Raw genomic sequence first — 24530 nt, 5'->3', positions numbered from 1 at the left:
ACGGTCGCGACCTACCCTCTTCCGCGCATCAATGGGCGCAGCGCGCGGGCATCATTGGGCGCACCGCACGTGCATCGATGGGGTGACCGCACGTGCATCGATGGGGTCATCGCGCGTGCATCTGTGGCCGCGCGGGTAGATGCCGACCGTTGGTCGGCATCCATCCTTCCGGTCAGGCCATCTCGACCAGGTTCGGGATCTTCACGTCGGTGGCGACATCGGCATCGTAATCCACACCTTCCACGCCGAACCCGAACAGACGCAGGAAGTCGGCCTTGTAGCCGGCCAGATCGCTGATCTCGTAGAGGTTCTCGTTGGTCACCTGCGGCCACAGCGCGACCACTTCGCCCTGCACCTCCGGCGCCATTTCCTTGTAGTCCGCGCGCAGACGGCCGGCGTCGTCGATCAGCTCGACCTTGCGGCCGCCATCGGTGACCAGGTCGTGGCGCAGGCGCTCGGTCGCGGTACCCGCGTCCTTGCCGCCGTAGAGGATGTCGTACAGGGTATCGAGCTGTTCGATGCAGCCCTCGTGGGTGCCCTTGGCCTTCATCACCTTGAACAGCAGCGACAGGTACAGCGGCATGGTCGGGATCGCCGAGCTGGCCTGGGTGACCACGGCCTTGAGCACCGATACGCGCGCATCGCCACCGATCGGCGCCAGCTTCTGACGCAGGCCGACGACCTTCTCGTCCAGATCCTTCTTGGCCGCGCCGATGGAGCCGTTCCAGTAGATCGCCTGGGTGATTTCCTCACCGACGTAGGTGAAGGCCGTGGTGGTCGCGCCTTCGGCCAGCACACCGGCCTCGAGCAGCGCATCGATCCACATCTGCCAGTCTTCGCCGCCCATGACGGCGACGGTACCGGCGATCTCTTCCGGCGTGGCCGGCTCGATCGTCGTTTCGGTGATCACTTCCTTGTCGGTATCCAGGCCGCGCAGCGTGATCGGTGCGCCGATCGGCTTGAGCGTGGAGCTGATCACTTCACCGGTCCCGGGATGCTTGCGGCGCGGCGCGGCCAGGCTGTACACCACCTGGTCGACCTGGCCGAGATCCTGCTTGATCAGCTCGATGACCTTGGCCTTGACCTCGTCGGAGAAGGCATCGCCGTTGACGCTCTTGGCGTACAGACCGGCCTGCTCGGCGTACTTGTGGAACGCGGCGGTGTTGTACCAGCCAGCCGTGCCCGGCTTGGTCTCGGTACCCGGACGCTCGAAGAACACACCCAGCGTGGCGGCATCACTGCCGAACGCTGCCGTGATGCGCGCAGCCAGGCCGTAGCCGGTGGAGGCACCGAGCACCAGCACCTTCTTCGGGCCGTTGGTGATCTTCGGCTTGGACTGGATGTACTCGATCTGCTGCTTGACGGCCGCATCGCAGCCGACGGGGTGGGTGGTGACGCAGATGAAGCCGCGCACACGCGGTTTGATGACCATGTAAACCTCGAGGGGACTGGCGCAGGGCGGACCGGCGCGATGAAAAGGGAGGTCGCGCGCCACCTGGGCGGCTGCGCGGAACGCAAGGGATCGTAGTGCGCAGCGCCGCTGAGTACAACCGACGGGGGTGTATGGGAGGTGACGGTCCCGCCCTGGCGCGCTCTGCGGGCAGCCCCAAAAGAAAGGCCGCGCAATGCGCGGCCTTCCGGATGTTGCAGACCACCAGAAACCTTACGGACGACGCTCCAGCGCTTCCACGTCCTTGGCCTTCGGCAGCAGATCCTGCTTGGTCACGGCCAGCGCGCCCATCGTCAGCAGCGGGCAGGCGATGAAGATCGACGACAGCGTACCGATCACCGCACCGATCATCTGGCTCAGCGCCAGCCCTTCCAGCGAACCACCGCCGTACAGGTACAGCGCCAGCACCGACAGGAAGAACACCAGCGAGGTGATGATCGTGCGCGACAGCGTCTGGTTGATCGAACGGTTCATCACTTCCAGCGGCTCGACGCGCAGGCTGCGGAAGTTTTCACGCACGCGGTCGAACACCACGATGGTGTCGTTGATCGAGAAGCCCATCACCGACAGCAGGCCGGCCAGCACGGTCAGATCGAACTCGCGGCCACTCAGCGAGAAGTAGCCCGCCACCACCAGCACGTCGAACAGCGTGGTGATGATCGCCACCATCGCGAACTTCCACTCGAAGCGGAAACCGATGTAGATCAGGAAGCCGATCAGCACGAACAGCGCCGCGTACAGGCCGTTCAGGGCCAGCTCTTTACCCACCTGCGGGCCGACGAACTCGGCGCCGACGATGGCGGCCTGGTTGCCCTCCATCGAGATCGCCTTCTGCACGGCTTCGGCGGTGCGGTTGTTGGCTTCACCGGCGTTCTCGCCTTCGGCCATTTCCTGCGGCTGCAGGCGGATCAGCAGGTTGCTGCCGCTGCCGAAGCTCTGCACCTGGGCACCGGCATAGCCGGCGCCTTCCAGATGCTCACGCACGGCATCGACGTCAGCCGGCTTGTCGAAGCGCACTTCGACCACGGTGCCACCGGTGAAGTCCAGCGCGTAGTTGAAGCCCTTGAAGGCAATGCAGCCGATGGCGGCAATGAACACCAGGGCAGCCAGCGAGACAGCCACCCAACGGGTGCGCATGAAGTCGAACTTGGTGTCGTTCGGGATCAGATGCAACGGGAAAAGTTTCATGGTTTCTATTCGCTTCCCGTCAGATGGCCAGGGTCTTGAGCTTCTTGCGGCGGCTGTAAACCAGCACGGCAAGGGCACGCGAGACGGTGATTGCAGTGAACATGGAGGCCAGGATGCCGACGATCATGGTCACGGCGAAGCCCTTCAGCGGGCCGGTACCGAACGCATACAACGCCACACCCGCCAGGATGCCGGTGAGGTTGGCGTCCAGGATGGTCCCGGAAGCCTTCTCGTAACCGGCCACGATGGCCGCCTTGGGCGGCATGCCGGCCCGCAGCTCTTCACGGATACGTTCGTTGATCAGCACGTTGGCGTCGACCGACAGGCCGATCGACAGCGCCAGGCCGGCGAAGCCGGGCAGCGTCATCGTCGCACCGAACAGCGACATCACCGCCACCACGATCAGCAGGTTGAACAGCATCGCCACCGAGGTGATCACGCCGAACATCCGGTAGTACACGGTGAAGAAGACCAAGGTGAACAGGAACGCGAAGCCGACCGCGGTCACGCCGCGCTCGACGTTCTCCGCACCCAGGCTCGGGCCGACAATGCGTTCTTCAACAAAGTCCATCGGCGCAGCCAGCGAGCCGGATTTCAGCAGCTTGGCCAGGTTGTCCGCTTCGAGCTTGTCCAGGCCGGTGGTCTGGAAGTTCTTGCCGAACACGCCGTTGATGTTGGCGACCGAGATCACCTCTTCCTTGACGCGGAAGCTGCGCACTTCCTTGCCGTCGACCACGTTCACGGTCGGGATGCGCTCGGTGTAGACCACCGCCATCGGCTTGTTCACGTTGGCGCTGGTGAAGTCGAACATGCGCTGGCCGCCGACGTTGTTCAGCGTCACGCTCACCGCCGCCGAGCCGTTCTGGTCGGTGGTGGCCTGCGCGGCGACCATCTGGTCACCGGTCACGATCACGCGCTTGTTGAGCAGGATCGGGCCGCGGTTGTCGCGCTGCTGGTAGACCTTGGCCTCCGGCGGGATGCGGCCGCTGGCGATCGCGTCCTGGGCGTTGCCTTCAACCACGGCGCGGTATTCCAGCGTCGCGGTGGCACCGATCATGCGCTTGGCTTCGGCGGTGTCCTGCACGCCGGGCAGCTGCACGACCACGCGGTCGGCACCCTGGCGCTGGATGATCGGCTCGGCCACGCCCAACTGGTTGACGCGGTTGCGCAGCGTGTTGACGTTCTGTTCGATGGCGCCATTGGCGATCGCGGTCAGCTCCGTCTCCGGCATGCTGACGGTGATGCGGTTGCCCGCCACCTCATAGCCCAGCGTCGGCTGCGCCTTGACCATGACCTCGCGGGCACGCGCGGCCGCATCGGCACCGGCGGACGGGCTGATGGTGGCCACGATGGTGTTGTCGCCACGGCGCTCGACGGACTGGTAGGCGATGCGGGCATCGCGCAGGCTGGTGCGCACGTCTTCGGCGTAGGCGTCCAGACGCTTGTCCAGTGCCGCCTTCTGGTCGACCTGCAGCACGAAGTGGACGCCGCCCTGCAGATCCAGGCCCAGCACCATCGGCTTGGCGCCCAGGTCGCTCAGCCAGTCCGGCACGGTGGAAGCCAGGTTCAGGGCAACCACGTAGTCCTCGCCCATCTCGTCGCGCAGGGCGTCGTTGGCGGCGGTCTGCGCCTGCAGCGTCGGCAGGCGCACGATCAGGCTGTCGCCTTCCTTGGCCACCGACAGCGGCTCCACGCCGGCCTGCTTGAGGTCACCCAGTACGCGGTCGCGCAGGGCGTCGTCGATCTGCCCGCCACGGTTGGCGGTGATCTGCACGGCAGGGTCCTTCTGGTAGATGTTGGGCAGCGCGTACAACGCACTGACCGCCAGCACGATCAGGATGAGGAAATACTTCCAGCGTGGAAATTCGAGCATTGCTTGGGTCCCGCGCGGTGCCCGTCCCGGCACCGCGGTTGAACGGAAAGGAGGTGGATCAGTTGGCCGACTTCAGCGTGCCGGTCGGCAGCACATTGCCCACGGCGCCCTTCTGCACGCGGATGCGCACGTTCTCGGCCACTTCGATGGTGATGAAGTTGTCGCCGATGTCGGTGACCACGCCGGCGATGCCGCCGTTGGTCAGCACTTCGTCACCGCGCTTGACCTTCTCCAGCATGGCCTTGTGTTCCTTCTGGCGCTTCATCTGCGGGCGGATCATCAGGAAGTACATGATCGCGATCAGGATGATCGGGAACAGCAGGGTGGTCAGACCCATGCCCTGCGGCTGGCCACCGGCGGCCTGGGCGTTGGCGGTGGGGATCAGGAAGGCGAGCAGGTTCATAGTGTGTCCTTGGGTTGGGAGGCGCCCCGCCCCCTTTGAGGGTCAGGGTGTCGCCGCGAAACGGGGGTCAGCCTCGAAGTATGCCATGGCCCCGGGAGTTCGTCCTTGGGCCGTTTGGCAGGGTCGGCGCGCCGGAGCGGCCGGCCCGGGTCACTTTACAGCGCGGGCGTGACCGCACCACGGGCCGCGTAGAAAGACTCGCGGAAGGCGGCAAAGGTTCCCGCCGCGATCGCCTCGCGCATGTCGGCCATCAACTTCTCGTAGTAATAGAGGTTGTGGATGGTGCCCAGCATGGGCGCCAGCATCTCGTTGCAGCGGTCCAGGTGGCGCAGGTAGGAGCGCGTGTAACCGCTGGTGCAGGCATGGCAGCCGCAGCCCGGCTCGATGGTGTCCATGTCGCGCTCGTAGCGGGCGTTGCGGATGCGCACGGTGCCGAACGAGGTGAAATAGTGGCCGTTGCGGGCGTTGCGGGTCGGCATCACGCAATCGAACATGTCCACGCCGCGGGCGACGCCTTCGACCAGATCTTCCGGGCGGCCCACGCCCATCAGGTAGCGCGGGCGGTCGGCCGGCAGGATCGGGTGCATGTGGTCGAGCATGGCGTTGCGCTCGTGCTCGGGCTCGCCCACGGCCAGGCCACCGATGGCGTACCCGTCAAAGCCGATCTGCTGCAGGCCCTCGGCCGAGCGGCTGCGCAGGTCGTGATGGACACCGCCCTGGACGATGCCGAACAGCGCTGCGTCATTGCCCAGTTCATCGTGCGCGTTGCGGCTGCGCTGGGCCCAGCGCAGGCTGAGCTCCATCGAGGTGCGCGCGACCGGCTCGGTGGCCGGGTACGGGGTGCACTCGTCGAAGATCATCACCACGTCCGAATCCAGCACCTTCTGGATGCGCATGCTCTCTTCCGGACCCAGGAACACACGGGCCCCGTCGGTCGGCGAGGAGAAGGTCACGCCCTGCTCGGTGATTTTGCGGCGGTGGGCCAGCGAGAACACCTGGAAGCCGCCGGAGTCGGTCAGGATCGGTCCATTCCAGCGCGCGAAGCCGTGCAGGCCGCCGTGGTCGGCGATCACGTCCAGGCCCGGACGCAGGTACAGATGGAAGGTGTTGCCCAGGATGATCTCCGCACCCAGCGCGCGGATCTGCTCCGGCAGGATGCCCTTCACCGAGCCATAGGTGCCCACCGGCATGAAGGCCGGGGTTTCCACGGTCCCGCGCGGGAAGGTCAGGCGGCCGCGGCGGGCGCGACCGTCGGTGGTCTGGAGCTGGAACTGGAGTCGGGACATGGAGCGGTCATTCGGGCAGATAGTCTGCCATTGTCGCCGAAAACGGCCGCGCCTGCCCCGCCCCAGTTATTCCCCCTGCGGGAACAGCAGCATCGCATCGCCATAGCTGAAGAAGCGGTACTTCTCCGCGATCGCCGCCTGATAGGCCTCGAATACGCGGTCCTTGCCGGCAAAGGCGGAAATCATCATCAGCAGCGTGCTTTCCGGCAGATGGAAGTTGGTCACCATCGCGTCCACGCTGCGGATCCGGTAGCCGGGGGTGATGAAGATCTGGGTTTCACCGGCGTACGGCAGCAGCTCGCCGTCGCGCATGGCGCTTTCCAGGGCCCGCACCACCGTGGTGCCGACGCCGATCACCCGGCCACCCGCGGCGCGGGTGCGGCGCACCTGCTGCACCAGTTCGGCGCCGACGTTCAGCCATTCGCGGTGCATCACGTGGTCGGTCAGATCGTCCACGCGGACCGGCTGGAAGGTGCCCGCGCCCACGTGCAGGGTCACATGGCCGAACTCCACGCCCTTTTCCTTCAACGTGGCCAGCAGCGCCTCATCGAAGTGCAGGCCGGCGGTCGGGGCCGCCACCGCGCCGATCTCGCGGGCAAAGACCGTCTGGTAACGCTCGCGGTCGTCCACGCCCGGCTCGCGCTGGATATAAGGCGGCAACGGCAGCCGGCCGGCGTGCAGCAGCCACTGCTCCAGCGCCTCGGGCACGTGGAACTGCAGCACGTAGAACTCCCCGTCGCGCCCCAGCACTTCGGCCTCGCCACCGGCATCCAGGGCAATGCGGCTGCCCGGCTTGGGCGACTTGCTGGCGCCGACCTGGGCCCGCGCCTGCTGGCCACCGAGCAGGCGCTCGATCAGGATCTCGACACGGCCCCCGCTGGCCTTCTGGCCGAACAGGCGCGCCGGGATCACCCGGGTATCGTTGAACACCATCAGGTCGCCTTCCCGCAGCAGTTCGGGCAGGTCGCGCACCTGGCGGTGGTCGAAGGCGGCCGGGGCCGGCGGCACCACCATCAGGCGGCTGGCCGAACGCTCGGCGAGCGGAGCCTGGGCAATCAGTTCAGGCGGCAGGTCGTAGTTGAAATCGGACTTCTTCAAGGGAGCGCACGGCAACGTGTAGGCAATGTCGGCCATTGTACGACTGGCTCCCGGTAGCAACCCAGCCTTGTGCGAACGTCGCGCAAAATGCTGCTTTGCAACAGTTTTTGGCAGGGTTATCGCGCGAAAAACCGCGTGCTAGCATCGAGCCGGAAGTCTGATGCACGAGCAGGAATGCCCGAAGCGCGCGCGAATAGACGCGCGTTTTGCTTTTCCGCCGTGCCGCCATCGTTTCAGGAGATCTGCAATGAGCTTCATCGAACGTCTTGCCCCACTCCGCGCCCAGCCGGGCACCCGCCTCACCACCGGCCTGGATGACGCCACCCTCGAACGCCTCGCCGCCGGCCACCCCGCGCTGGTCGCGGCCATCGACGCCGCCGCCACTGAGTTCGAGCGCGTGCGCGCCGATCTGGGCGGCCTGCTGGCCCTGGACGAGCGCGCCCAGATCGATGCGATGCAGGACGGCTTCGTCAACTTCTATGCCGACGATGCGGTCACCCCGTACGTCGCCCTGGCCGCCCGTGGCGCATGGGTGGTCACGCTGAAGGGCGCGGTGCTGTACGACGCCGGCGGCTACGGCATGCTCGGCTTTGGCCACACCCCCGAAGCGGTGATGGACGCCATGGCGGCCCCGCAGGTGATGGCCAATGTGATGACCCCCAGCCTGTCCCAGCAGCGCTTCATCCAGGCCCTGCGCAAGGAGATCGGCCACCGCCGCGGCGGCTGCCCGTACAGCCACTTCATGTGCCTCAATTCCGGCTCCGAAGCGGTCGGCCTGGCTGCCCGCATCGCCGACGTCAACGCCAAGCTGCAGACCGATCCGGGGGCCCGCCACGCTGGCGCCAGGATCAAGCGCGTGGTGGTGAAGGGCAGCTTCCACGGCCGCACCGACCGCCCGGGCCTGTATTCCGATTCCAGCCGCAAGACCTACATGCAGCACCTGGCCAGCTACCGGGGCGAAGACAGCGTGATCGCGATCGCGCCGTACGACGAAGACGCACTCAAGCGCGTGTTTGCCGAGGCCGAGCAGAACCATTGGTTCATCGAGGCGATCTTCCTGGAGCCGGTGATGGGCGAAGGCGACCCGGGCCGCTCGGTGCCGCCGTCGTTCTATGCGCTGGCCCGTGAGCTGACCCGCCAGCACGGCAGCCTGCTGCTGCTCGACTCGATCCAGGCCGGCCTGCGCGCGCACGGCGTGCTCTCGATCGTGGATTACCCGGGCTTCGAAGGCCTGGACGTGCCGGACATGGAGACCTATTCCAAGGCGCTCAATGCGGCCCAGTTCCCGCTCTCGGTGCTGGCCGTGACCGAACACGCCGCGCAGCTGTACCGCAAGGGCATCTACGGCAACACCATGACCTCCAACCCGCGGGCACTGGACGTGGCCTGCGCCACGCTGTCGCTGCTGACCCCGCAGGTGCGCGAGAACATCCGCGTGCGTGGCGAGGAAGCGGTGCGCAAGCTGGAACAGCTCAAGACCGAGCTGGGCGGGCTGATCACCAAGGTCCAGGGCACCGGCCTGCTGTTCTCCTGCGAGCTGGCCCCGCAGTTCAAGTGCTACGGCGCCGGCTCCACCGAGGAATGGCTGCGCAACCACGGTATCAACGTGATCCACGGCGGCGAGAACTCGCTGCGGTTCACCCCGCATTTCGGCATGGACGGCGAAGAGCTGGACCTGCTGGTCGGGCTGGTGGGCCGGGCGCTGAAGGAAGGCCCGCGCCGCGAGCAGTCGCAGGCGGCCTGAGGCGGCGGTACGGACAACGGCAGCCGACCAACGGTCGGCTCTACCCCCATGAACCCGGTAGAGCCGACCGTTGGTCGGCTCCCATGAACCCCGTAGAGCCGACCGTTGGTCGGCTCCCACAAATCCGGCAGAGCCACCACTACCCAGCCGCCATCCCCCGGCCCCGATTGGCCTCCACGCCCATAACGCGCGATAATCACCGCCCGCATCCGCGGAACGACACCCCGTCACGAGACCGGAACACTGGTCATCGGCGGGGCTTTTTCGTTTCCGCTGCGTCAGTTTCTGAACACAGGAAGATCCAATGAAGTCGATTTGCGTTTACTGTGGTTCCAACCCCGGCAGCAAGCCGGTCTACACCGAGCGCGCCATCGCGCTGGGTGACCGCATCGCCCGGGATGGCCTGCGCCTGGTTTACGGCGGCGGCAACGTCGGCCTGATGGGTACCGTGGCCAATGCCGTGCTTGCAGGCGGCGGCGAAGTCACCGGCGTGATCCCGCAGCAGCTGGCGGATTGGGAAGTGGCCCACCGCGGCCTCACCGAGCTGGAAATCGTCGGTTCGATGCACGAGCGCAAGTCGCGCATGTTCGATCTGTCCGATGCGTTCGTGGCCCTGCCCGGCGGCTTCGGCACGATGGAAGAAATCTTCGAAATGCTGACCTGGCGCCAGCTGGGCATCGGCAACAAGCCCTGCGCGTTCCTGGATGTGGATGGCTTCTACGCCCCGCTGATCGGCATGATCGATCGCATGGTCGAAGAGCGCTTCCTGCACCCGGCCCAGCGCGCGGACCTGTGGTACGGCTCGGACATCGATGAAATGCTTGCCTGGATGCGCGCCTACGAGCCGGCGCAGGCCTCCAAGTGGATCGACGAGAAGCGGGCCAACGCGCTGCGTTGATCCCCGTGCTGCCGCGACGGTTCAGGCCGTCGCGGTAGTCGCCATCGGGGCCGGCCGGCCCAGCAGATAGCCCTGGCCGTAATCGCAGCCCAGCTGCAGCAACGTGTCGTGCTGGGCCTGGGTCTCGATCCCCTCGCCCACCGTTTCGATGCCGAGCGTGCGTGCCAGCGACAGCACGCCCTGCACCAGCGCGTGCGTGCTCTGCATCTCCTGCCCGTGCAGGCCGGCGATGAACGATTGATCGATCTTCAGCGCCGAGATCGGGAAGCGATGCAGGTAGGACAGCGCCGAGAAGCCGGTGCCGAAATCATCCAGCTGCACCAGCACGCCGCGCTCGCGCAGGGTCTGCAGGATGCGCAGCGTGCGCGGGCCGTCATCCAGCAGCGCCACCTCGGTGATCTCCAGCCGCAGCCGGTGCGGATCGGCGCCGGCCGCTTCGATCAGGCCGAACAGGCGCGTGCTGAAATCGGCCGAGCGGAAGTGCCGCGGGGACACATTGACGGACAGATACCCACGGCCGCCACGCGCAAGCTGGGTGATCACCTGCTCGTACAGCAGCCAGTCCACCTGTTCGATCAGGCCACTTTCTTCCCCCAGGTCCAGGAAGGCGCTGGGCAGCAGCAACCCGCGGCGCTCGTGCTGCCAGCGCAACAGCGCTTCGTGGCCGACCAGCTCACCATCGCTGAGCCGCACGATCGGCTGATAGAACGGCATGAAATCGCGGTTGATGATGGCCCGGCGCAGGTCCGCCTCCAGGTCCAGGCTGCGCAGGGCCTGCTCGCGCATCGCCTCATCGAACACCGCACAGCGATCGTTGCCCTGTGCCTTGGCGCGGTACATCGCCGCATCCGCATCGCGCACCAGCTCTTCGCCGTTGCGGTAGCGGGGGTTCCACATGGCGATGCCGAGGCTGCCGGAGGGGAACAGTTCGCGCCCCTTCACCCACATCGATTCTTCCAGTGCCACCAGCATGCGCTGTGAAAACTCCAGCGCCGAAGCCAGGCCATCGCCGCACTGGAGCAGGATCGCGAACTCATCCCCGCCCAGCCGGGCGACCACATCCTGTGCGGAGAGCATCGAGACGATGCGCTTGGCCACCTCGACCAGCATCTGATCACCGGCGGCATGGCCGATGCTGTCATTGACCAGCTTGAACCGGTCCAGATCCAGGAACAGCACCGCAAAGCCCTGTCCCTCGCTGGCGCGCGCACGTGCGATCGCATCTTCCAGCCGGTCCAGCAGATGCAGGCGATTGGGCAGTCCGGTCAGCGCATCATGCATGGCCTGATGGGTGAGGCGCTGCTCAGCGCGCAGGCGCTCGCCGATCTGGCCCAGCAGCTTGTCGTTGACGTCGGCCAGCTCGCGGGTGCGCTCGTCCACGCGCCTTTCCAGATCAGCATGCGCATTGCGCAACCGCTCCTGGTCGCGCTGGCGCGACAGCCCGTTGCCGATGTTCTGCGCCACGAAGGTCAGCAGCCGCTGGTCGTGCAGGGTGAACACCACCTCCGGCGAATAACTCTGCACCACGATCACGCCGACCACATCGTCATCGCTCAGCAACGGCACGCCCAGCCAGCAGTTCGACCGCGCGCCGAACTCGCGCACCACCCCACTCTCGCGCAGCGCATCGATGCGCTCGCGGGTGGCCAGCAGCGGCTGGCGGTTACGCACGATGAACTCGGTCAAGCCTTCACTGAAGGGCCGCGGTGCGCGTGAGGGGTTGTACTCGTCCACCGAGTAGACGAACTCCAGCCCGTCACCTTTTTCGTTGACCAGGGCGATATAGAAATTGCGCGCATCCAGCAGCGTGCCAACGACGCCATGCACCTGGCCGTAGTACTGCGACAGCGACTCGGCGCTCATCGCCAGCTCGGCGATGTTGAACAGCGCCATCTGCAGTTTCTCAGCGCGGCGGCGTTCGACCACCTCCTCCTGCAGGTTGCGGTTGGCGCGCTGCAGCTCGACCGTGCGGCGCTCCACCTGCCGCTCCAGCTGTACCTGCGCCTGGCGCCGGTCCATCGCGGTCAGGATGTGCTGGGCGACATAGCCCAGCAGCGTGCGGTCGGCCTCGCCATAGCGCGCGCGATGCTCGTAGCTCTGCACCACGATCGCACCGCATACGCGCCCGTCGCGCAGCATCGGCACGCCCAGCCAGTCCAGGCTCTCGGGCCCACGCTCGGGGTCGTGTTCGTCATCGAGGATGGCCAGCAGCTCGCGCGAGGGCCCACTCAATGGCTCGCCATGCCGCAACAGCGCAAAGGTGAGGCTGCGCGGCATTTCGTGTTCTTCGTAGCTGCGGTCCGGGTCGGCGACGAAATCATCTTTCTGATCGGCGAAGTACAGGAAGCGGACCCGGTGGCGAACGTCGTCGTACTCGACGATGAAGCAGTTCTGCGCATACATCAGGGAATTGAGCACGCGGTGGAAGTGGCGCAGCATCTCGGCCATTTCCAGATCGGCACCGGCCAGATCGGCGATTTCATACAGTGCCTGCTGCAGGCGCTTGGAGTCTTCCAGCGAGGCGATCTCGCGCCGCTGCCGGGCCAGCAGCACGGTGCTCTGGAACAGGCAGCGCGCGGCCGTCCACCAACTGTCCGGTGGCGGCGTATCGCCGGCCAGTGACACGTCCAGGGTCAGTTCCGAGCCGCCATGGTGCCAGCATTGCTGCAGGGCCAGCCGCGCCGATGCCGCCTGCTGCCGCGGGGCGTTGGGAACGGGCCCTGCGGCGCCGCCTTCCGGATGGCCGTGGCGGCCCTCGCCCAGCACCGGGTCCGACCAGGCCAGGGCGACCGCTGCGCCCGCCGGCAACTGGGCGCACAACGCCGTGGCGACCGCGGCAGGAATCACCGCATCACCGTCGCGTTGCACTGAAGAGGTCACCATCTGGCTGGACACGTCGCTCATCTCTCGGGCGCCGGCTGCCCGGCACCTCCCCTGTCCTGCGAGCATAACGCGCGGACCGGGGGGCAATGGAAGCGTCTCAACCCCGTCCGGCGCTGCTGGACGTTCTTGATCCTGTGCCCCAGGTCATCGCCATGCCAACCCGTTCCGCCGCCCGGCGCCCCATCGACTATGCGAACACCCCCGCAGCGCTTACTCTGTCGGCCGTGGACGCCCTTGCCCTGCCGACTGATGAAGCACTGATGCTGGCCTGGGCCGGCGGCGACCTGCGTGCGTTCGAGGCGCTGTATGGCCGTCATCGCAGCCGTCTGTACAGCTTCCTGCTGCGCCAGCTGCGCGATGGCGCGTTGGCCGATGAGATGTTCCAGGATGTCTGGCAGCGGGTGATCGCCGCGCGGGCCGGCTGGCAGCCCGAGGCCGCCTTCACCACCTGGCTGTTCCGGATCGCCCACAACCGCCTCAATGACCACTGGCGTGCGGCCAGGCACCGGCCGTCGGCCCCGATCGACGCCGATGAGCGGGTCGCGGCGATCACCGATGCGCGCACCCCCGAATCCCAGCTGTCCGAATTCGAACAGCGCCGCCAACTGCAGCTGGCGATGGAGCAGTTGCCGCCCGAGCAGCGCGAGGTCCTGCAGTTGCGCCTGGAACAGGAACTGAGCCTGGAAGAGATTGCCGAGATCACCGGGGTCGGCCGCGAGACCGTCAAATCGCGGCTGCGCTATGCCATGGACAAACTCCGTGCGGGGTTGACCGTATGAACCGCCCGGATCCGCTGACCCCTGAAGAACGCGAACTGGCCCGGCTGCTGGGCCGGCCCAGTGCCACCGGCCCCGCGCCGGCGATCGACGAGGCCGTGCTGGCGGCCGCGCGCACCGCCGTGGAAGCACCGGCGGCCGATGCGGCCACCTGGAAGCTCCCGCCCGATGCGCCCCGCCGTTCGCGGCGCCCGCGCTCGCGGCTTCCGGCGGCGTTCGGGCTGGCCGCCTCGGTGATCTTCGCGGTGGGCATTGCGTGGCAGCTCAAGCCCGACGATCCGCCCGCGCCCCCTCTGGCCGAGCCGGTCGCTGCCCCGGCCTCGAGCGCCGCACTCACCGACGCTGCACCGGCGATGGATGCCGCGCCGTCTCCGCCACCGCCTGACGCGGCACCGCCGGTGGTGCAGCAGCAGCGCGCGGCCAAGCCCCAGGCACAGGCCCCGGCACACCCCACACCTGCTCCAGGCGCCGCGCCGCCGGCACCCGAGCGCGCACGGCGCGTCGCAGCGCCGCGCCCGGAAGCCATCGCCGCGCCTGCACCGCCCGCCCCGGCCCCGGTGCAGGCGCCGGCACCGATGATGTCGTCCCCGGCGCCCGAAGCGGCCACCTCCTATGCGATGGAGGCGGCAGAACCGGCGCTGGACCGTGTCGTGGTGACCGGCTCCACCCTCGAGCGCCAAGCGCCGCGCGCCGCCTCCACGAGCGCCGCACCGGCCAAGCCCGCGCCCAGCGCGCCTGGCGTGATGCGTCGTGCGGCCGCGCCGATGGCGGCACCCGCCTCGGCAGACGACGCCGTGCGCGCCCTGCATCAGGCTGTCGCGGCCGACGCCGGCCTACCGCGCAAACAGTGGCTCAAGCGCATCCGCGAGCGTCGCGATGCCGGTGACGTGGATACCGCGCGTGCCAGCCTGGAACGCTACCTCCAGCAATACCCGGAAGTGCGCATCCCGCGCGATCTGCGCCAGCTGCTCGAGAACTGACGCTGCGCGTACGGTGAACGGGCATCCCCACTAGAATGGTGGGAATGCCCGATACGCTCGCCACCACCGTCAGCCACAGCCTGGACATCAAGCACAGCCGCTTCATCGCCCACGCCACGCCGATTCCGCATGTGGCCGCCGCGCTGGAATTCCTGCAGCAGGTTGCCGTCCTGGATGCCACGCACAACTGCTGGGCCTATCGCTACGGCAACGACTACCGTTCCAGCGACGACGGCGAGCCCGCCGGCACCGCCGGCCGCCCGATCCTGGCGGCGATCGATGGCCAGGGCTTCGACCGGGTGATGGTCGTGGTCACCCGCTGGTACGGCGGCATCAAGCTCGGCGCGGGCGGCCTGGTGCGCGCCTACGGCGGTACCGCCGCCGAGTGCCTGCGGGTCGCGCCACGGCTGCCTCTGATCGCCATGGCCGAACTGGATGTGCACGCCGGTTTCGAAGATCTGGGCCCGCTGCATGCCGCGCTGGGCGCGCATCTGGCCGAAAAAGTGGGCGAAGCCTTCACCGCCGACGGCGTGAACCTGCACCTGCGCTTGCCGGCCGATCAGGTCGAGCTGTTGAAAAACCGCCTCCGCGACGCCACTCGTGATCGTGTCCGTATTGAATCCCGCATCGAACCAGGCCCATCGAATGACTGACGCACCCGCTCCGCAAGACACGCCGATGCGCCGCCTGGGCAGCTTGAACACGCTGTGGCCATTCGTGCGCCGGCATGGCGGGCTGTTCAGCGCCTGGCTGGTGGCCTTGGCCGTGTCGTCGGTGGCTACGCTGAGCCTGCCGGTCGCGGTCCGCCAGATGATCGACCACGGCTTCAACAGTGGGGGCCAGATCAACAAGGCCTTTGCCCTGCTGTTCCTGGTCGCGGTGGTGCTGGCGCTGGCCACGGCCGCTCGCTTTTTCTTCGTCTCCCTGCTGGGCGAAAAGGTGGTCGCCGATCTGCGCAGCCGCCTGTACGCGCACCTGATCACCCTGGGCGCCGGCTTCCATGACCGCAGCCGCAGCGGCGAGCTGGTCTCGCGCCTGACCGCCGACAGCGAACTGCTGCGCAGCGTGATCGGCTCGACCATGTCGGTGGCCCTGCGCAGCAGCGTCACCGTGATCGGCAGCCTGGTGATGCTGTTCGTGACCAGCCCGCACCTGGCGGCCTGGTCGCTGGTCGGCATTCCGCTGGCGGTGCTGCCGATCATCATCGGCGCCCGCCGCCTGCGCAGCATCGCGCGCGCCAGCCAGGACCGCATCGCCGATGCCAACAGCCTGGCCTCGGAAACCCTGGGCGCGGTACGCACCGTGCAGGCGCACGCGCGCGAGCCCTATGAACGTGGCCGCTTCAACGCCGCCCTCAGCGATGCCATCGGTGCCGCACGCCGGCGCATCCGCGCACAATCGATCGTCACCGCCAGCGCCATCGTGCTGGTGTTCGGTGCGATCGTCGGCGTGCTGTGGTTGGGCGCGCACGAGGTGATCGACGGCAACATGAGTGCCGGCACCCTGGGCCAGTTCGTGCTGTACGCGCTGATCGGCGGCGGCTCGGTCGGCGCACTGGCCGAAGTCTGGAACGAACTGCAGCGAGCCTCTGGTGGCATGGGCCGGATTGCCGAGCTGCTGCAGGAAGAGGTGGAGATCACCGCCCCCGCCGATCCCACCGCGTTGCCGCAGCCACTGCGCGGCGAGATCCGGTTCGAGGAGGTGGTGTTCCATTACCCGCAGCGCCCGGATACGGCCGCGCTGGATCATGTGGACCTGCACGTGCGACCGGGTGAAACGGTCGCGCTGGTCGGCCCCTCCGGCGCCGGCAAGAGCACCATCCTGTCGATGCTGCTGCGCTTCCACGATCCGGCTGCCGGCCGCATCCTCGTGGACGGCGTGGACCTGCGCCAGGTCGACCCCGCGCAGCTGCGCGAGCAGCTGGCACTGGTGCCGCAGCAGCCGACCCTGTTTGCCAGCAGCGCGTTCGAGAACATCCGCTACGGGCGCCTGGATGCCACCGATGAAGAGGTACAGCGCGCGGCCGAAGCGGCCGAGGCCGATGAGTTCCTGCGCGCCCTGCCCGAGGGGTATGCCAGCGAGCTTGGCGAGCGCGGTGCGCGCCTGTCCGGCGGCCAGCAGCAGCGCATCGCGATCGCGCGCGCCCTGCTCAAGAACGCGCCGATCCTGTTGCTCGACGAAGCCACCAGCGCGCTGGATGCACAGAGCGAGCGCGCCGTGCAGCAGGCGCTGGAGCGCCTGATGGCCGGGCGCACCACGCTGGTGATCGCGCACCGCCTGGCCACCGTGCTCAAGGCCGACCGCATCGTGGTGATGGACCACGGTCGCATCGTGGCCCAGGGCACGCATGCCGAACTGCTGGCTGAAGGCGGTCTCTACGCCGAACTGGCGCGCCTGCAGTTCATCGATTGATGACGGGCCGGTAACACCGGGCGTCGCATCCTGCAGCCCTCACTGGATGCGCTGCAGGAGGTGTTTCATGTCGTTCCGACAGTTTCCCGCCACCGATGCCAACGGCGACGACTACGTCATCATTGAGTTCAAGGACGAGCAGGTCGATGCGCCCGCCGGCAACAGCCAGGGGGCGCGCTATGAGTTGGCCGACGGCCGCCATCTGATCCGCGACGGTCGCCAGTTCCGGACCGCCGGTGGTGAGCTCACCCTCACCACCTGAGGCCCGGCAAAAAAGTTGCACGGATGTTGGTCATTTTTTGACCAAGTATCTTGACAGCCTTTTGGCGCAAGGCGCGAACACACTTATCCACACGTTTGTGCGCAGATCATCCACACCCCCTGTGGATGAATGTTGCACTGCACCGTGTCAGCGCACCAGTACGCGGCCGATGCCGGAGGCATCGATCTCGATGGCGGCCGCCTGCAGTGCCAACGCGTCGCTGCCCGCCACGAACCCCACCCGGAAGTGCACCTCACCGGCGGGCGTGCGCGAGGAATGGATCGACGCCAGGCTGACCCGGTGCCGCTCGAACACGTGGAGCAGCTCGCGCAGGGAACCCGGCCGGTCTTCCGGCAGATGCACGCTGATCGCATTGCGCTCGGTCAGATCCGCGAGCAGGTACCCGACCCGCTCGAAGGTGTAGTTGCCATCGGCCAGCACCCCGGTTCCCAGGCTGTCACGATTATCCAGCAACAGCTGCTGTCGGAACGCCGCCCGTGCCGCGTCATCGCCCTGCTCCAGCTGCGCCCGAAGCTGCTGCAACTGGGCCAGCAAGCGGTCCAGCATCGGTGCGACGTGCGGATTGCCGAACTGGATGTCTTCGTAGATCGCCGGATTGAGCGAGAGGATGCGCGCGATGATCGCGGTATCCAGTTCGAACGAGGCCGAACGGTACGGCATCAACGCCGGCAAGGCGCCCAGGATCGGCGCGTACTCGCGCAGCACGCCGGCCTGCGCCAGATGGGTGGCATGCACCATTGCCTGCACCAGCGCCATGACCTGGTCGTGGTGCTCCGGCGTGGCGCGCACGCATTCGGCTTCCAGCGCGTCGCACAGCTGCTGCACGAACGGCTGCCACTGCGACAGGCGCGCCTCGCAGACCACCATCACCCGGCCCTTGAGCGTGGGCGCCTTGGGCGGTGCGGTCATCGGGTGCAGGCCCACCACCTCGGCCTGCGAGGCGAGCATCGCCTCCACCGGTGCGGATTTGACCGAGGTGACATCCAGCCACAACCGACCGGCTTCGCGACCGGCCGAGCGCGCCGCATAGTCGGCGATCAGCGCCGGCGTGTGCCGGATCGGTGCGGAAAAGATCAACACCTCCGCACGGTCCAGCAGCGTCTCCGGGCTGTCCGATGCGGCATCGGCCGGGTCATGCCCGATGACCTCCAGCCCAAGGCGTTGTTCCAGGAAGCGGCGCAGCCAGCGCCCGTAGGCACCGTCGCTGCCGACGATGCCCACGACCGGTGCCAGACTCACGCCAGACGCTCGGGAACGAAACGATCGGGCAGCGCCAGCGCCGCCGGCGCCGCGGCCAGCACATCGAACTCTTCGTGGCCGTTGGCCAGCGTGGTTTCCAGCGCGACATGCACGCCGGCAATGGCGCGCGAAATCGCCTGTTCGAAGGTTTCGCCACGCAGCAGGAAGGCGACCAGCAGCGACATCAGCACGTCGCCCGTCCCGGCCACGTCCACCGGCAGATGCGGCGAGGACCAGCGCCAGATCGCATCACGGCTGACCGCCAGCGTGACCAGCTGGCCCGGATCACCGCCGACGCTGTGCGCCAGCACCCATTCCGGACCGCGTGCGAGCAGGGCCTGCGAGGCGGCGATCGCATCGGCCTGGGCCAGGCTCGGCATCCCCGTGAGGCGGCCGAGTTCGAAGGCATTGGGCGTGACCAGCCAGGCATGCGGCAACAGACGCTCGGCGAAGACTTTTTCCAGGCCCGGCTCTACGTAAGGGCCGGTATGGGTGTCGCCGATGACCGGGTCCAGGCAATAGCGCAGCTGTGGCGAGGACGGCAGCACCGCATCGAGCCAATCGGCGAAGGCCGCACCGTTGCCGACGCTGCCGAAGTAGCCGGAGACCAGCATGCGGGCGCGCTGCGGCAGGCCGCGCTCACCCGCACCCAGGAGCAGGTCGGCGAACCAGTCCGAGGGCAGCACGCGGCCGCGCGTGGTCTCGTAGAACGGCGCGTTGCTGAGCAGCGTGGTGGGGATTTCGGCGACGCGCACACCCAGCGCGCGCAGCGGCGGCACGGCAGCGCTGTTGCCGGCATAGCCGTAGACCAGCTGCGACTGGACCGAGATGACGTCGACCGGCGACGGACCGTCCGGGCGCTGGCGGCGGCCGTGGACCAGGTGGCTTTCGAGGGATTCGTTCATGGGACCGGCACTGTGGGGGCTCTATTGCCATTATCCCCCAACCACCACGCCGCATCCCGCCCTTTACTCTGCCGAATCTGCCCGTTCCGGGATGTGGGGGTGACGCTGCAACACGAACTCCCAGGTATCGTTAAAGACCGACGGGTAATGCAGCGGTCGGCGATCGGCGAACCGTTGCGCGTGGATGGGCTCCCCTTCCACTCGGCAGCCTCCCGGCGATTCGAAGGCTACCAGCTCTGTGACGATGACATCGCGGGAGTTGCCCTCTGCCGAGAGATAGAGGGCATACGACGGATGCGCGGTGATGCTGCGCTTAAGCACTACCCGCCCCATGGCAGGCACGTACCAGCTGATACTGCGCTCCAGTCCCTCGACGGCCTCCCGCCCCTGCCAGCGCATGCCGGTCATATCATTCGACCTGGGATTGGACTTTCGCCAGTGTGCACTCCTCTCGATGCGGTACGCACGGACGTTACCGACCCCAATTTTGATTGTCTCCATGGCCACCACACGACTGCTGCCTTTCTCTTCGTAGTCGTAGCGGTAGCCCCAATTCTCGCTCACGACTGCACCGGGTTCGGCGAACTCATCGTTCCACGCTGCACCCACCGCAAGTGGGAACCGCAGGATTTCCTTTCGCCCCTGACGAAGTGGATTGACATCCGCATAGGTGTCGGTGTGTTCCACTCGCTGCAGACCGTGCCCCACCGTCAGCCGCGTCAGACTCTCCGCCATCCCATCCAGGCGAAGGGTCGACACAGGATGGTCGGCACCCACCGAATACGTCCATCGCGTGCCAGGCGCCAACTGCAGAGGACGCTCGATCGTCCCATCAATCGCATCCAGCTTGCATGCATCCAATGTCCTGGCGGACACCACTCCTGCAGTGAGGGAGGCAGCCACCACGGCCACCGACAATGCGCAGCGTACAGCGGAAGGCAGTGGTCGAGCGGCGGCGTGGGCGATACGGGTGAGTTTATTCATCCAGACAGGGTAGTGATCGCTGCAGGCGCAGTCACCCACACCTGTCGCGATCAACACCAGAAGCAAGCATCTTGTATCGGACCGCGACGCGATGCTCTTCGCAGATGCCGGGATGCCCTCATTTGCAATTGGCCCTCCGCGTCACACCGACGACAAAAAAGCCCCCTGCTCTCGCAGGGGGCCAGGTACATCGTGTGGATCTAGGTGCGCTTACGAGGTCATCCGATCCCAGAAGCCCTTCACGCCATCGATGAAGGTCGCCGACTTGGGCGAATGCTTGCGCGCTTCCTCGCCGGTGAAGGTGGTCTCGAACTGCTCCAGCAGCTTGCGCTGCTCCGGGGTGAGGTTGACCGGGGTCTCCACCACCACGCGGCAGTACAGGTCGCCTTCGCTGCGGCTGCGCACCGAACGCACGCCCTTGCCACGCATGCGGAACAGCTTGCCGGTCTGGGTTTCGGCCGGAATGCGGATTTCCGCATAGCCGCCGAGGGTCGCCACGCGTACGGTATCGCCCAGCGCGGCCTGCGAGATGCGGATCGGCACTTCGCAGTGCAGGTCGTCGCCGTCGCGCTGGAAGATCGCGTGCTCGCGCACCCGCACTTCCACGTACAGATCGCCCGCCGGGGTGCCAGCCGGACCGGCCTCGCCTTCACCGGACAGACGGATGCGGTCGCCGGTATCGACGCCCGCAGGCACCTTGACCGACAACACCTTGTCTTCCTCGACACGGCCATTGCCGTGACAGGTCTTGCAGGGGTTCTGGATGATCTGGCCACGGCCGTTGCAGTGGTGGCAGGCCTGCTGCATCGCGAAGATGCCGCGCTGGATGCGCACCTGGCCCTGGCCACGGCAGACCGAGCAGGTCTCGACCTTGCCATCTTCCGAACCGCTGGCATTGCAGTCATCACACTCGACCAGACTCGGAATCTCGATGCGGCGCTCCACGCCCATCACCGCTTCTTCCAGGTCCAGCTCCATCACGTAGCCGATATCGGCACCGCGACGGGCCTGGCGCGGGCCACCACCGCCGGCGCCACCGCCGAAGATGTTGCCGAAGATGTCCCCGAAGATATCGCCCATGTCCGGGCCACCCGGGCCGCCACCGCCGCCCATGCCGTGCTCGAACGCGGCGTGGCCGTGGGCGTCGTACATGCGGCGCTTGTTGCTGTCGGACAGGGTTTCGTAGGCTTCCTTGCATTCCTTGAAGGACGCTTCGGCCTCGCTGTCACCCGGATTGCGGTCCGGATGGTATTTCATCGCGCAACGGCGATAGGCCTTCTTCAGTTCTTCGTCGCTGGCGGTGCGGGACACGCTCAGCACTTCGTAGTAATCGCGCTTGCTCATAACTTGAATCGGGTTCCGGAAGTCGGGATTCGTCAAAGCGGAAGAGCGGCACCAGGTCCGCTCTTTCGCCGGGCGCCCCGACAGGCCGGGAAACGGCTGTCAGGACCAGAAGGGGGATATGACAACGGGACGCTGCCTGCGCAACGTCCCGTGTCGAGTCCGGATCAGGACTTCTTGTCGTCCTTGACTTCGGTGAATTCGGCGTCGACCACATCGTCGTGCGCGCCGTTGTTGGCACCGGCATCCGGGCCCGGCGCCGCGCCGCCCTGCTCTGCCGCTGCGGAGGCAGCAAACAGCGCCTGGCCGGCTTCTTCCAGCACCTTCGACTTGGCTTCGATCTGGGCCTTGTCGTCGCTCTTCATCGCGGTTTCCAGATCGGCCAGGGCCGATTCCACCTTGCCGATCACATCGCCGCCGACCTTGCTGCCGTGCTCGGTGATCGCGGTACGGGTACCGTGGATCAGCGCGTCAGCCTGGTTGCGGGCCTGGACCAGCTCGTGGAACTTCTTGTCTTCTTCGCGGTTGGCTTCCGCGTCGGCGACCATGCGTGCGATCTCGTCCTCGGACAGACCCGAACCGGCCTTGATCTCGACCTTCTGTTCCTTGTTGGTCTTCTTGTCCTTGGCCGACACGTGCAGGATGCCGTTGGCGTCGATGTCGAAGGACACTTCCACCTGCGGCAGGCCGCGCGGCGACGGCTCGATGCCGGAGAGGTCGAACTTGGCCAGCGACTTGTTGAAGCGGGCCTGCTCGCGCTCACCCTGCAGCACGTGCACGGTCACGGCCGACTGGTTGTCCTCGGCGGTGGAGAACACCTGCGAGGCCTTGGTCGGGATGGTGGTGTTCTTCTCGATGATCTTGGTGAACACGCCACCCAGGGTCTCGATGCCCAGCGACAGCGGGGTCACGTCCAGCAGCAGCACGTCCTTGACGTCGCCGCCCAGCACGCCGCCCTGGATCGCAGCACCCAGTGCCACGGCCTCATCCGGGTTGACGTCCTTGCGCGGTTCCTTGCCGAAGAACTCGGTCACGGCCTGCTGCACCTTCGGCATGCGGGTCTGACCGCCGACCAGGATCACTTCACCGATGTCGCTCGAACGCAGGCCGGCATCGTTCAGCGCGATGCGGCACGGCTCGATCGACTTCTTGATCAGGTCTTCCACCAGCGCTTCCAGCTTGGCGCGGGTCAGCTTGATGTTCAGGTGCTTCGGGCCCGACGCGTCAGCGGTGACGTACGGCAGGTTCACTTCGGTCTGCTGGCTGGTGGACAGCTCGATCTTGGCGCGCTCGGCGGCGTCCTTCAGGCGCTGCAGGGCAAGCGGATCCTTGCGCAGGTCGATGCCCTGGTCCTTGTTGAACTCGTCCACGAGGTACTCGATGACGCGGTTGTCGAAATCTTCGCCGCCCAGGAAGGTGTCACCGTTGGTGGCCAGCACTTCGAACTGCTTCTCACCGTCCACGTTGGCGATCTCGATGATCGACACGTCGAAGGTGCCGCCGCCCAGATCGTACACAACGATCTTGCGGTCACGGCCGTCACCCTTGTCCAGGCCATAGGCCAGGGCAGCAGCGGTCGGCTCGTTGATGATGCGCTTGACTTCCAGACCGGCGATGCGGCCTGCGTCCTTGGTGGCCTGGCGCTGGCTGTCGTTGAAGTAGGCCGGCACGGTGATCACGGCCTCGGTGACGGTCTCACCCAGGAACGCTTCGGCGGTCTTCTTCATCTTCTCCAGCACGTGGGCGGAGATTTCCTGCGGGGCCATCTTCTTGCCGTCGCTGGTCTGCACCCAGGCGTCGCCGTTGTCATGGGCCAGGATGCCGTAGGGCACGTGCGCGATGTCCTTCTGGACTTCAGCGTCGGTGAACTTGCGGCCGATCAGGCGCTTGACAGCGTAGAAGGTGTTCTTGGGGTTGGTCACGGCCTGGCGCTTGGCCGAGGCGCCGACCAGGACTTCGCCGTCCTTGGTGTAGGCGACGATGGAAGGCGTGGTGCGATCGCCTTCCGCGTTTTCGATGACGCGGGCCTTGCCGCCGTCCATGATCGCCACACACGAGTTGGTGGTGCCGAGGTCGATACCAATGATCTTGCCCATGAGGGAGACTCCTGAAAGTTCTGGGTACATCCGGCAGTTGCCGGGTTATGAATGGGATGTGTGGGACGCTGGGGACACTTTCAAGCCGTCCATCAAACACAGTGTTCGATGGCGACCCAACGCGTTCAGCGTCCGGTCGAGCAGCCGGGCAACGCCCGGCTCACCGGCCTGCGGCTCAGTCGCGGGCCACCACGACCAGCGCCGGACGCAGCAGGCGGTCGTTGAGCAGGTAGCCCTTCTGGAACACCTGGACCACGCTGCCCGGCGCCGCGCCGGGCGCGTCGACCTGGCTGATGGCCTGGTGGTGGTCCGGGTTGAAGGTCTGCCCGGTCGGGTCGAGCAGGGTCAGGCCGTTGTCGGCGGCGACCTTGAGCAGCTGCTTGTAGGTCAGTTCGAGACCTTCGCGCAGCGGGCTCGGGTCACTGCCGGCGGCATTGAGGCCGGCATCGAGGCTGTCGAAGACCGGCAGCAGCTCGCCGAGCAGCTTTTCGTTGGCGAAGCGGCGCGCCTGTTCGACGTCGCGGGCCACGCGCTTGCGCTGGTTGTCCAGGTCGGCGCGCTCGCGCAGCGACTCCGAGCGCAGCAGCGCCAGCTCGTTGTGCAGGCTGTCCAGCTGCTGCTGCAGGGACGGCTCCGCGGCCGGCTCGCCGGCGGGATTCTGGGATGCGATATCTGACTGATCTTGGTTCAT

20 protein-coding genes are annotated in these 24530 nt (G+C 66.9%); 7 read left to right on the top strand and 13 right to left on the bottom strand.

What is annotated here, in order from left to right:
- Nucleotides 1-172: 172 nt before the first annotated feature.
- The 6 genes from fabV to queA form a co-directional block, all read right to left on the bottom strand.
- Nucleotides 173-1432, bottom strand: a complete 1260-nt coding sequence (gene fabV, locus BIZ42_RS17390) for an enoyl-ACP reductase FabV (protein ID WP_070427177.1) — start codon at nt 1430-1432, stop codon at nt 173-175.
- A gap of 231 nt (nt 1433-1663) precedes the next feature.
- A complete protein-coding gene (gene secF / locus BIZ42_RS17385; RefSeq protein WP_019183139.1) occupies nt 1664-2638 on the bottom strand; it encodes a protein translocase subunit SecF in 975 nt (324 codons plus the stop codon).
- Between the two features lie 19 nt (nt 2639-2657).
- A complete protein-coding gene (gene secD / locus BIZ42_RS17380) occupies nt 2658-4511 on the bottom strand; it encodes a protein translocase subunit SecD (RefSeq protein WP_070427176.1) in 1854 nt (617 codons plus the stop codon).
- Between the two features lie 58 nt (nt 4512-4569).
- A complete protein-coding gene (gene yajC / locus BIZ42_RS17375; protein ID WP_019183141.1) occupies nt 4570-4914 on the bottom strand; it encodes a preprotein translocase subunit YajC in 345 nt (114 codons plus the stop codon).
- Between the two features lie 155 nt (nt 4915-5069).
- Nucleotides 5070-6200 (bottom strand): tRNA guanosine(34) transglycosylase Tgt, encoded by a 1131-nt coding sequence (tgt, locus tag BIZ42_RS17370; protein ID WP_019183142.1) that lies wholly within the window; start codon nt 6198-6200, stop codon nt 5070-5072.
- Nucleotides 6201-6266: 66 nt separating this feature from the next.
- Entirely contained in the window at nt 6267-7298 is a 1032-nt protein-coding gene (gene queA, locus BIZ42_RS17365) for a tRNA preQ1(34) S-adenosylmethionine ribosyltransferase-isomerase QueA (protein ID WP_070427175.1), read from the bottom strand.
- 247 nt (nt 7299-7545) lie between these two features.
- Here queA and BIZ42_RS17360 point away from each other — a divergent pair, with 247 nt between their 5' ends.
- The gene (locus BIZ42_RS17360) at nt 7546-9042 is read left to right on the top strand and encodes an aminotransferase class III-fold pyridoxal phosphate-dependent enzyme (RefSeq protein WP_019183144.1); all 1497 of its coding nucleotides are present in this window, start codon (nt 7546-7548) and stop codon (nt 9040-9042) included.
- Between the two features lie 304 nt (nt 9043-9346).
- Nucleotides 9347-9940: a TIGR00730 family Rossman fold protein gene (locus BIZ42_RS17355; RefSeq protein ID WP_019183145.1), complete on the top strand. Its 594-nt coding sequence runs from the start codon at nt 9347-9349 to the stop codon at nt 9938-9940.
- Between the two features lie 21 nt (nt 9941-9961).
- Here the strand turns inward: BIZ42_RS17355 and BIZ42_RS17350 are convergent, their stop codons facing one another.
- The gene (locus BIZ42_RS17350; protein ID WP_070427174.1) at nt 9962-12844 is read right to left on the bottom strand and encodes an EAL domain-containing protein; all 2883 of its coding nucleotides are present in this window, start codon (nt 12842-12844) and stop codon (nt 9962-9964) included.
- A gap of 203 nt (nt 12845-13047) precedes the next feature.
- Here BIZ42_RS17350 and BIZ42_RS17345 point away from each other — a divergent pair, with 203 nt between their 5' ends.
- The 5 genes from BIZ42_RS17345 (at nt 13048) to BIZ42_RS17325 (ending at nt 17253) form a co-directional block, all read left to right on the top strand.
- Nucleotides 13048-13602, top strand: a complete 555-nt coding sequence (locus BIZ42_RS17345) for an RNA polymerase sigma factor (RefSeq protein ID WP_026069777.1) — start codon at nt 13048-13050, stop codon at nt 13600-13602.
- Nucleotides 13599-14579 carry a hypothetical protein gene (locus BIZ42_RS17340; RefSeq protein WP_070427173.1) on the top strand — a complete coding sequence of 327 codons (981 nt, stop codon included), beginning with the start codon at nt 13599-13601 and terminating at the stop codon, nt 14577-14579. Before BIZ42_RS17345 ends, BIZ42_RS17340 begins: the two co-directional genes overlap by 4 nt.
- A gap of 44 nt (nt 14580-14623) precedes the next feature.
- Nucleotides 14624-15232: a YigZ family protein gene (locus BIZ42_RS17335; RefSeq protein WP_083279890.1), complete on the top strand. Its 609-nt coding sequence runs from the start codon at nt 14624-14626 to the stop codon at nt 15230-15232.
- A complete protein-coding gene (locus BIZ42_RS17330) occupies nt 15225-16991 on the top strand; it encodes an ABC transporter transmembrane domain-containing protein (RefSeq protein ID WP_070427171.1) in 1767 nt (588 codons plus the stop codon). Before BIZ42_RS17335 ends, BIZ42_RS17330 begins: the two co-directional genes overlap by 8 nt.
- Before the next feature lie 67 nt (nt 16992-17058).
- On the top strand, nt 17059-17253 hold the full coding sequence (locus BIZ42_RS17325; protein ID WP_070427170.1) for a hypothetical protein: 195 nt from the start codon (nt 17059-17061) through the stop codon (nt 17251-17253).
- Between the two features lie 147 nt (nt 17254-17400).
- Here the strand turns inward: BIZ42_RS17325 and BIZ42_RS17320 are convergent, their stop codons facing one another.
- The 6 genes from BIZ42_RS17320 to grpE all read right to left on the bottom strand — a co-directional run bounded on the left by BIZ42_RS17320 (nt 17401) and on the right by grpE (nt 24530).
- On the bottom strand, nt 17401-18513 hold the full coding sequence (locus BIZ42_RS17320) for a prephenate dehydrogenase (RefSeq protein ID WP_070427169.1): 1113 nt from the start codon (nt 18511-18513) through the stop codon (nt 17401-17403).
- The gene (gene pdxY, locus BIZ42_RS17315; protein WP_070427168.1) at nt 18510-19418 is read right to left on the bottom strand and encodes a pyridoxal kinase; all 909 of its coding nucleotides are present in this window, start codon (nt 19416-19418) and stop codon (nt 18510-18512) included. Before pdxY ends, BIZ42_RS17320 begins: the two co-directional genes overlap by 4 nt.
- A 63-nt stretch (nt 19419-19481) precedes the next feature.
- Nucleotides 19482-20459, bottom strand: coding sequence for a hypothetical protein (locus BIZ42_RS17310; RefSeq protein ID WP_237393607.1), 978 nt, complete (start codon nt 20457-20459; stop codon nt 19482-19484).
- A 153-nt stretch (nt 20460-20612) separates the two neighbouring features.
- Nucleotides 20613-21746 (bottom strand): molecular chaperone DnaJ, encoded by a 1134-nt coding sequence (gene dnaJ, locus BIZ42_RS17305; protein ID WP_019183155.1) that lies wholly within the window; start codon nt 21744-21746, stop codon nt 20613-20615.
- Between the two features lie 164 nt (nt 21747-21910).
- Entirely contained in the window at nt 21911-23839 is a 1929-nt protein-coding gene (dnaK, locus tag BIZ42_RS17300) for a molecular chaperone DnaK (protein WP_070427167.1), read from the bottom strand.
- 175 nt (nt 23840-24014) lie between these two features.
- Entirely contained in the window at nt 24015-24530 is a 516-nt protein-coding gene (grpE, locus tag BIZ42_RS17295) for a nucleotide exchange factor GrpE (RefSeq protein WP_019183157.1), read from the bottom strand.

The organism is Stenotrophomonas sp. LM091, from assembly GCF_001806305.1.
GTDB classification, from domain to species: domain Bacteria; phylum Pseudomonadota; class Gammaproteobacteria; order Xanthomonadales; family Xanthomonadaceae; genus Stenotrophomonas; species Stenotrophomonas bentonitica_A.
The sequence above is the reverse complement of the archived record's forward strand: the minus strand, read 5'-3'. Positions and strand labels throughout refer to the sequence as shown.

Bases quoted from the DNA above. Each gene is read 5' to 3' on its own strand.
- fabV (WP_070427177.1), bottom strand. From the start codon at position 1,432: ATGGTCATCAAACCGCGTGTGCGCGGCTTCATCTGCGTCACCACCCAC.
- secF (WP_019183139.1), bottom strand. From the start codon at position 2,638: ATGAAACTTTTCCCGTTGCATCTGATCCCGAACGACACCAAGTTCGAC.
- secD (WP_070427176.1), bottom strand. From the start codon at position 4,511: ATGCTCGAATTTCCACGCTGGAAGTATTTCCTCATCCTGATCGTGCTG.
- yajC (WP_019183141.1), bottom strand. From the start codon at position 4,914: ATGAACCTGCTCGCCTTCCTGATCCCCACCGCCAACGCCCAGGCCGCC.
- tgt (WP_019183142.1), bottom strand. From the start codon at position 6,200: ATGTCCCGACTCCAGTTCCAGCTCCAGACCACCGACGGTCGCGCCCGC.
- BIZ42_RS17360 (WP_019183144.1), top strand. From the start codon at position 7,546: ATGAGCTTCATCGAACGTCTTGCCCCACTCCGCGCCCAGCCGGGCACC.
- BIZ42_RS17355 (WP_019183145.1), top strand. From the start codon at position 9,347: ATGAAGTCGATTTGCGTTTACTGTGGTTCCAACCCCGGCAGCAAGCCG.
- BIZ42_RS17350 (WP_070427174.1), bottom strand. From the start codon at position 12,844: ATGAGCGACGTGTCCAGCCAGATGGTGACCTCTTCAGTGCAACGCGAC.
- BIZ42_RS17340 (WP_070427173.1), top strand. From the start codon at position 13,599: ATGAACCGCCCGGATCCGCTGACCCCTGAAGAACGCGAACTGGCCCGG.
- BIZ42_RS17335 (WP_083279890.1), top strand. From the start codon at position 14,624: ATGCCCGATACGCTCGCCACCACCGTCAGCCACAGCCTGGACATCAAG.
- BIZ42_RS17330 (WP_070427171.1), top strand. From the start codon at position 15,225: ATGACTGACGCACCCGCTCCGCAAGACACGCCGATGCGCCGCCTGGGC.
- BIZ42_RS17325 (WP_070427170.1), top strand. From the start codon at position 17,059: ATGTCGTTCCGACAGTTTCCCGCCACCGATGCCAACGGCGACGACTAC.
- pdxY (WP_070427168.1), bottom strand. From the start codon at position 19,418: ATGAACGAATCCCTCGAAAGCCACCTGGTCCACGGCCGCCGCCAGCGC.
- dnaJ (WP_019183155.1), bottom strand. From the start codon at position 21,746: ATGAGCAAGCGCGATTACTACGAAGTGCTGAGCGTGTCCCGCACCGCC.
- dnaK (WP_070427167.1), bottom strand. From the start codon at position 23,839: ATGGGCAAGATCATTGGTATCGACCTCGGCACCACCAACTCGTGTGTG.
- grpE (WP_019183157.1), bottom strand. From the start codon at position 24,530: ATGAACCAAGATCAGTCAGATATCGCATCCCAGAATCCCGCCGGCGAG.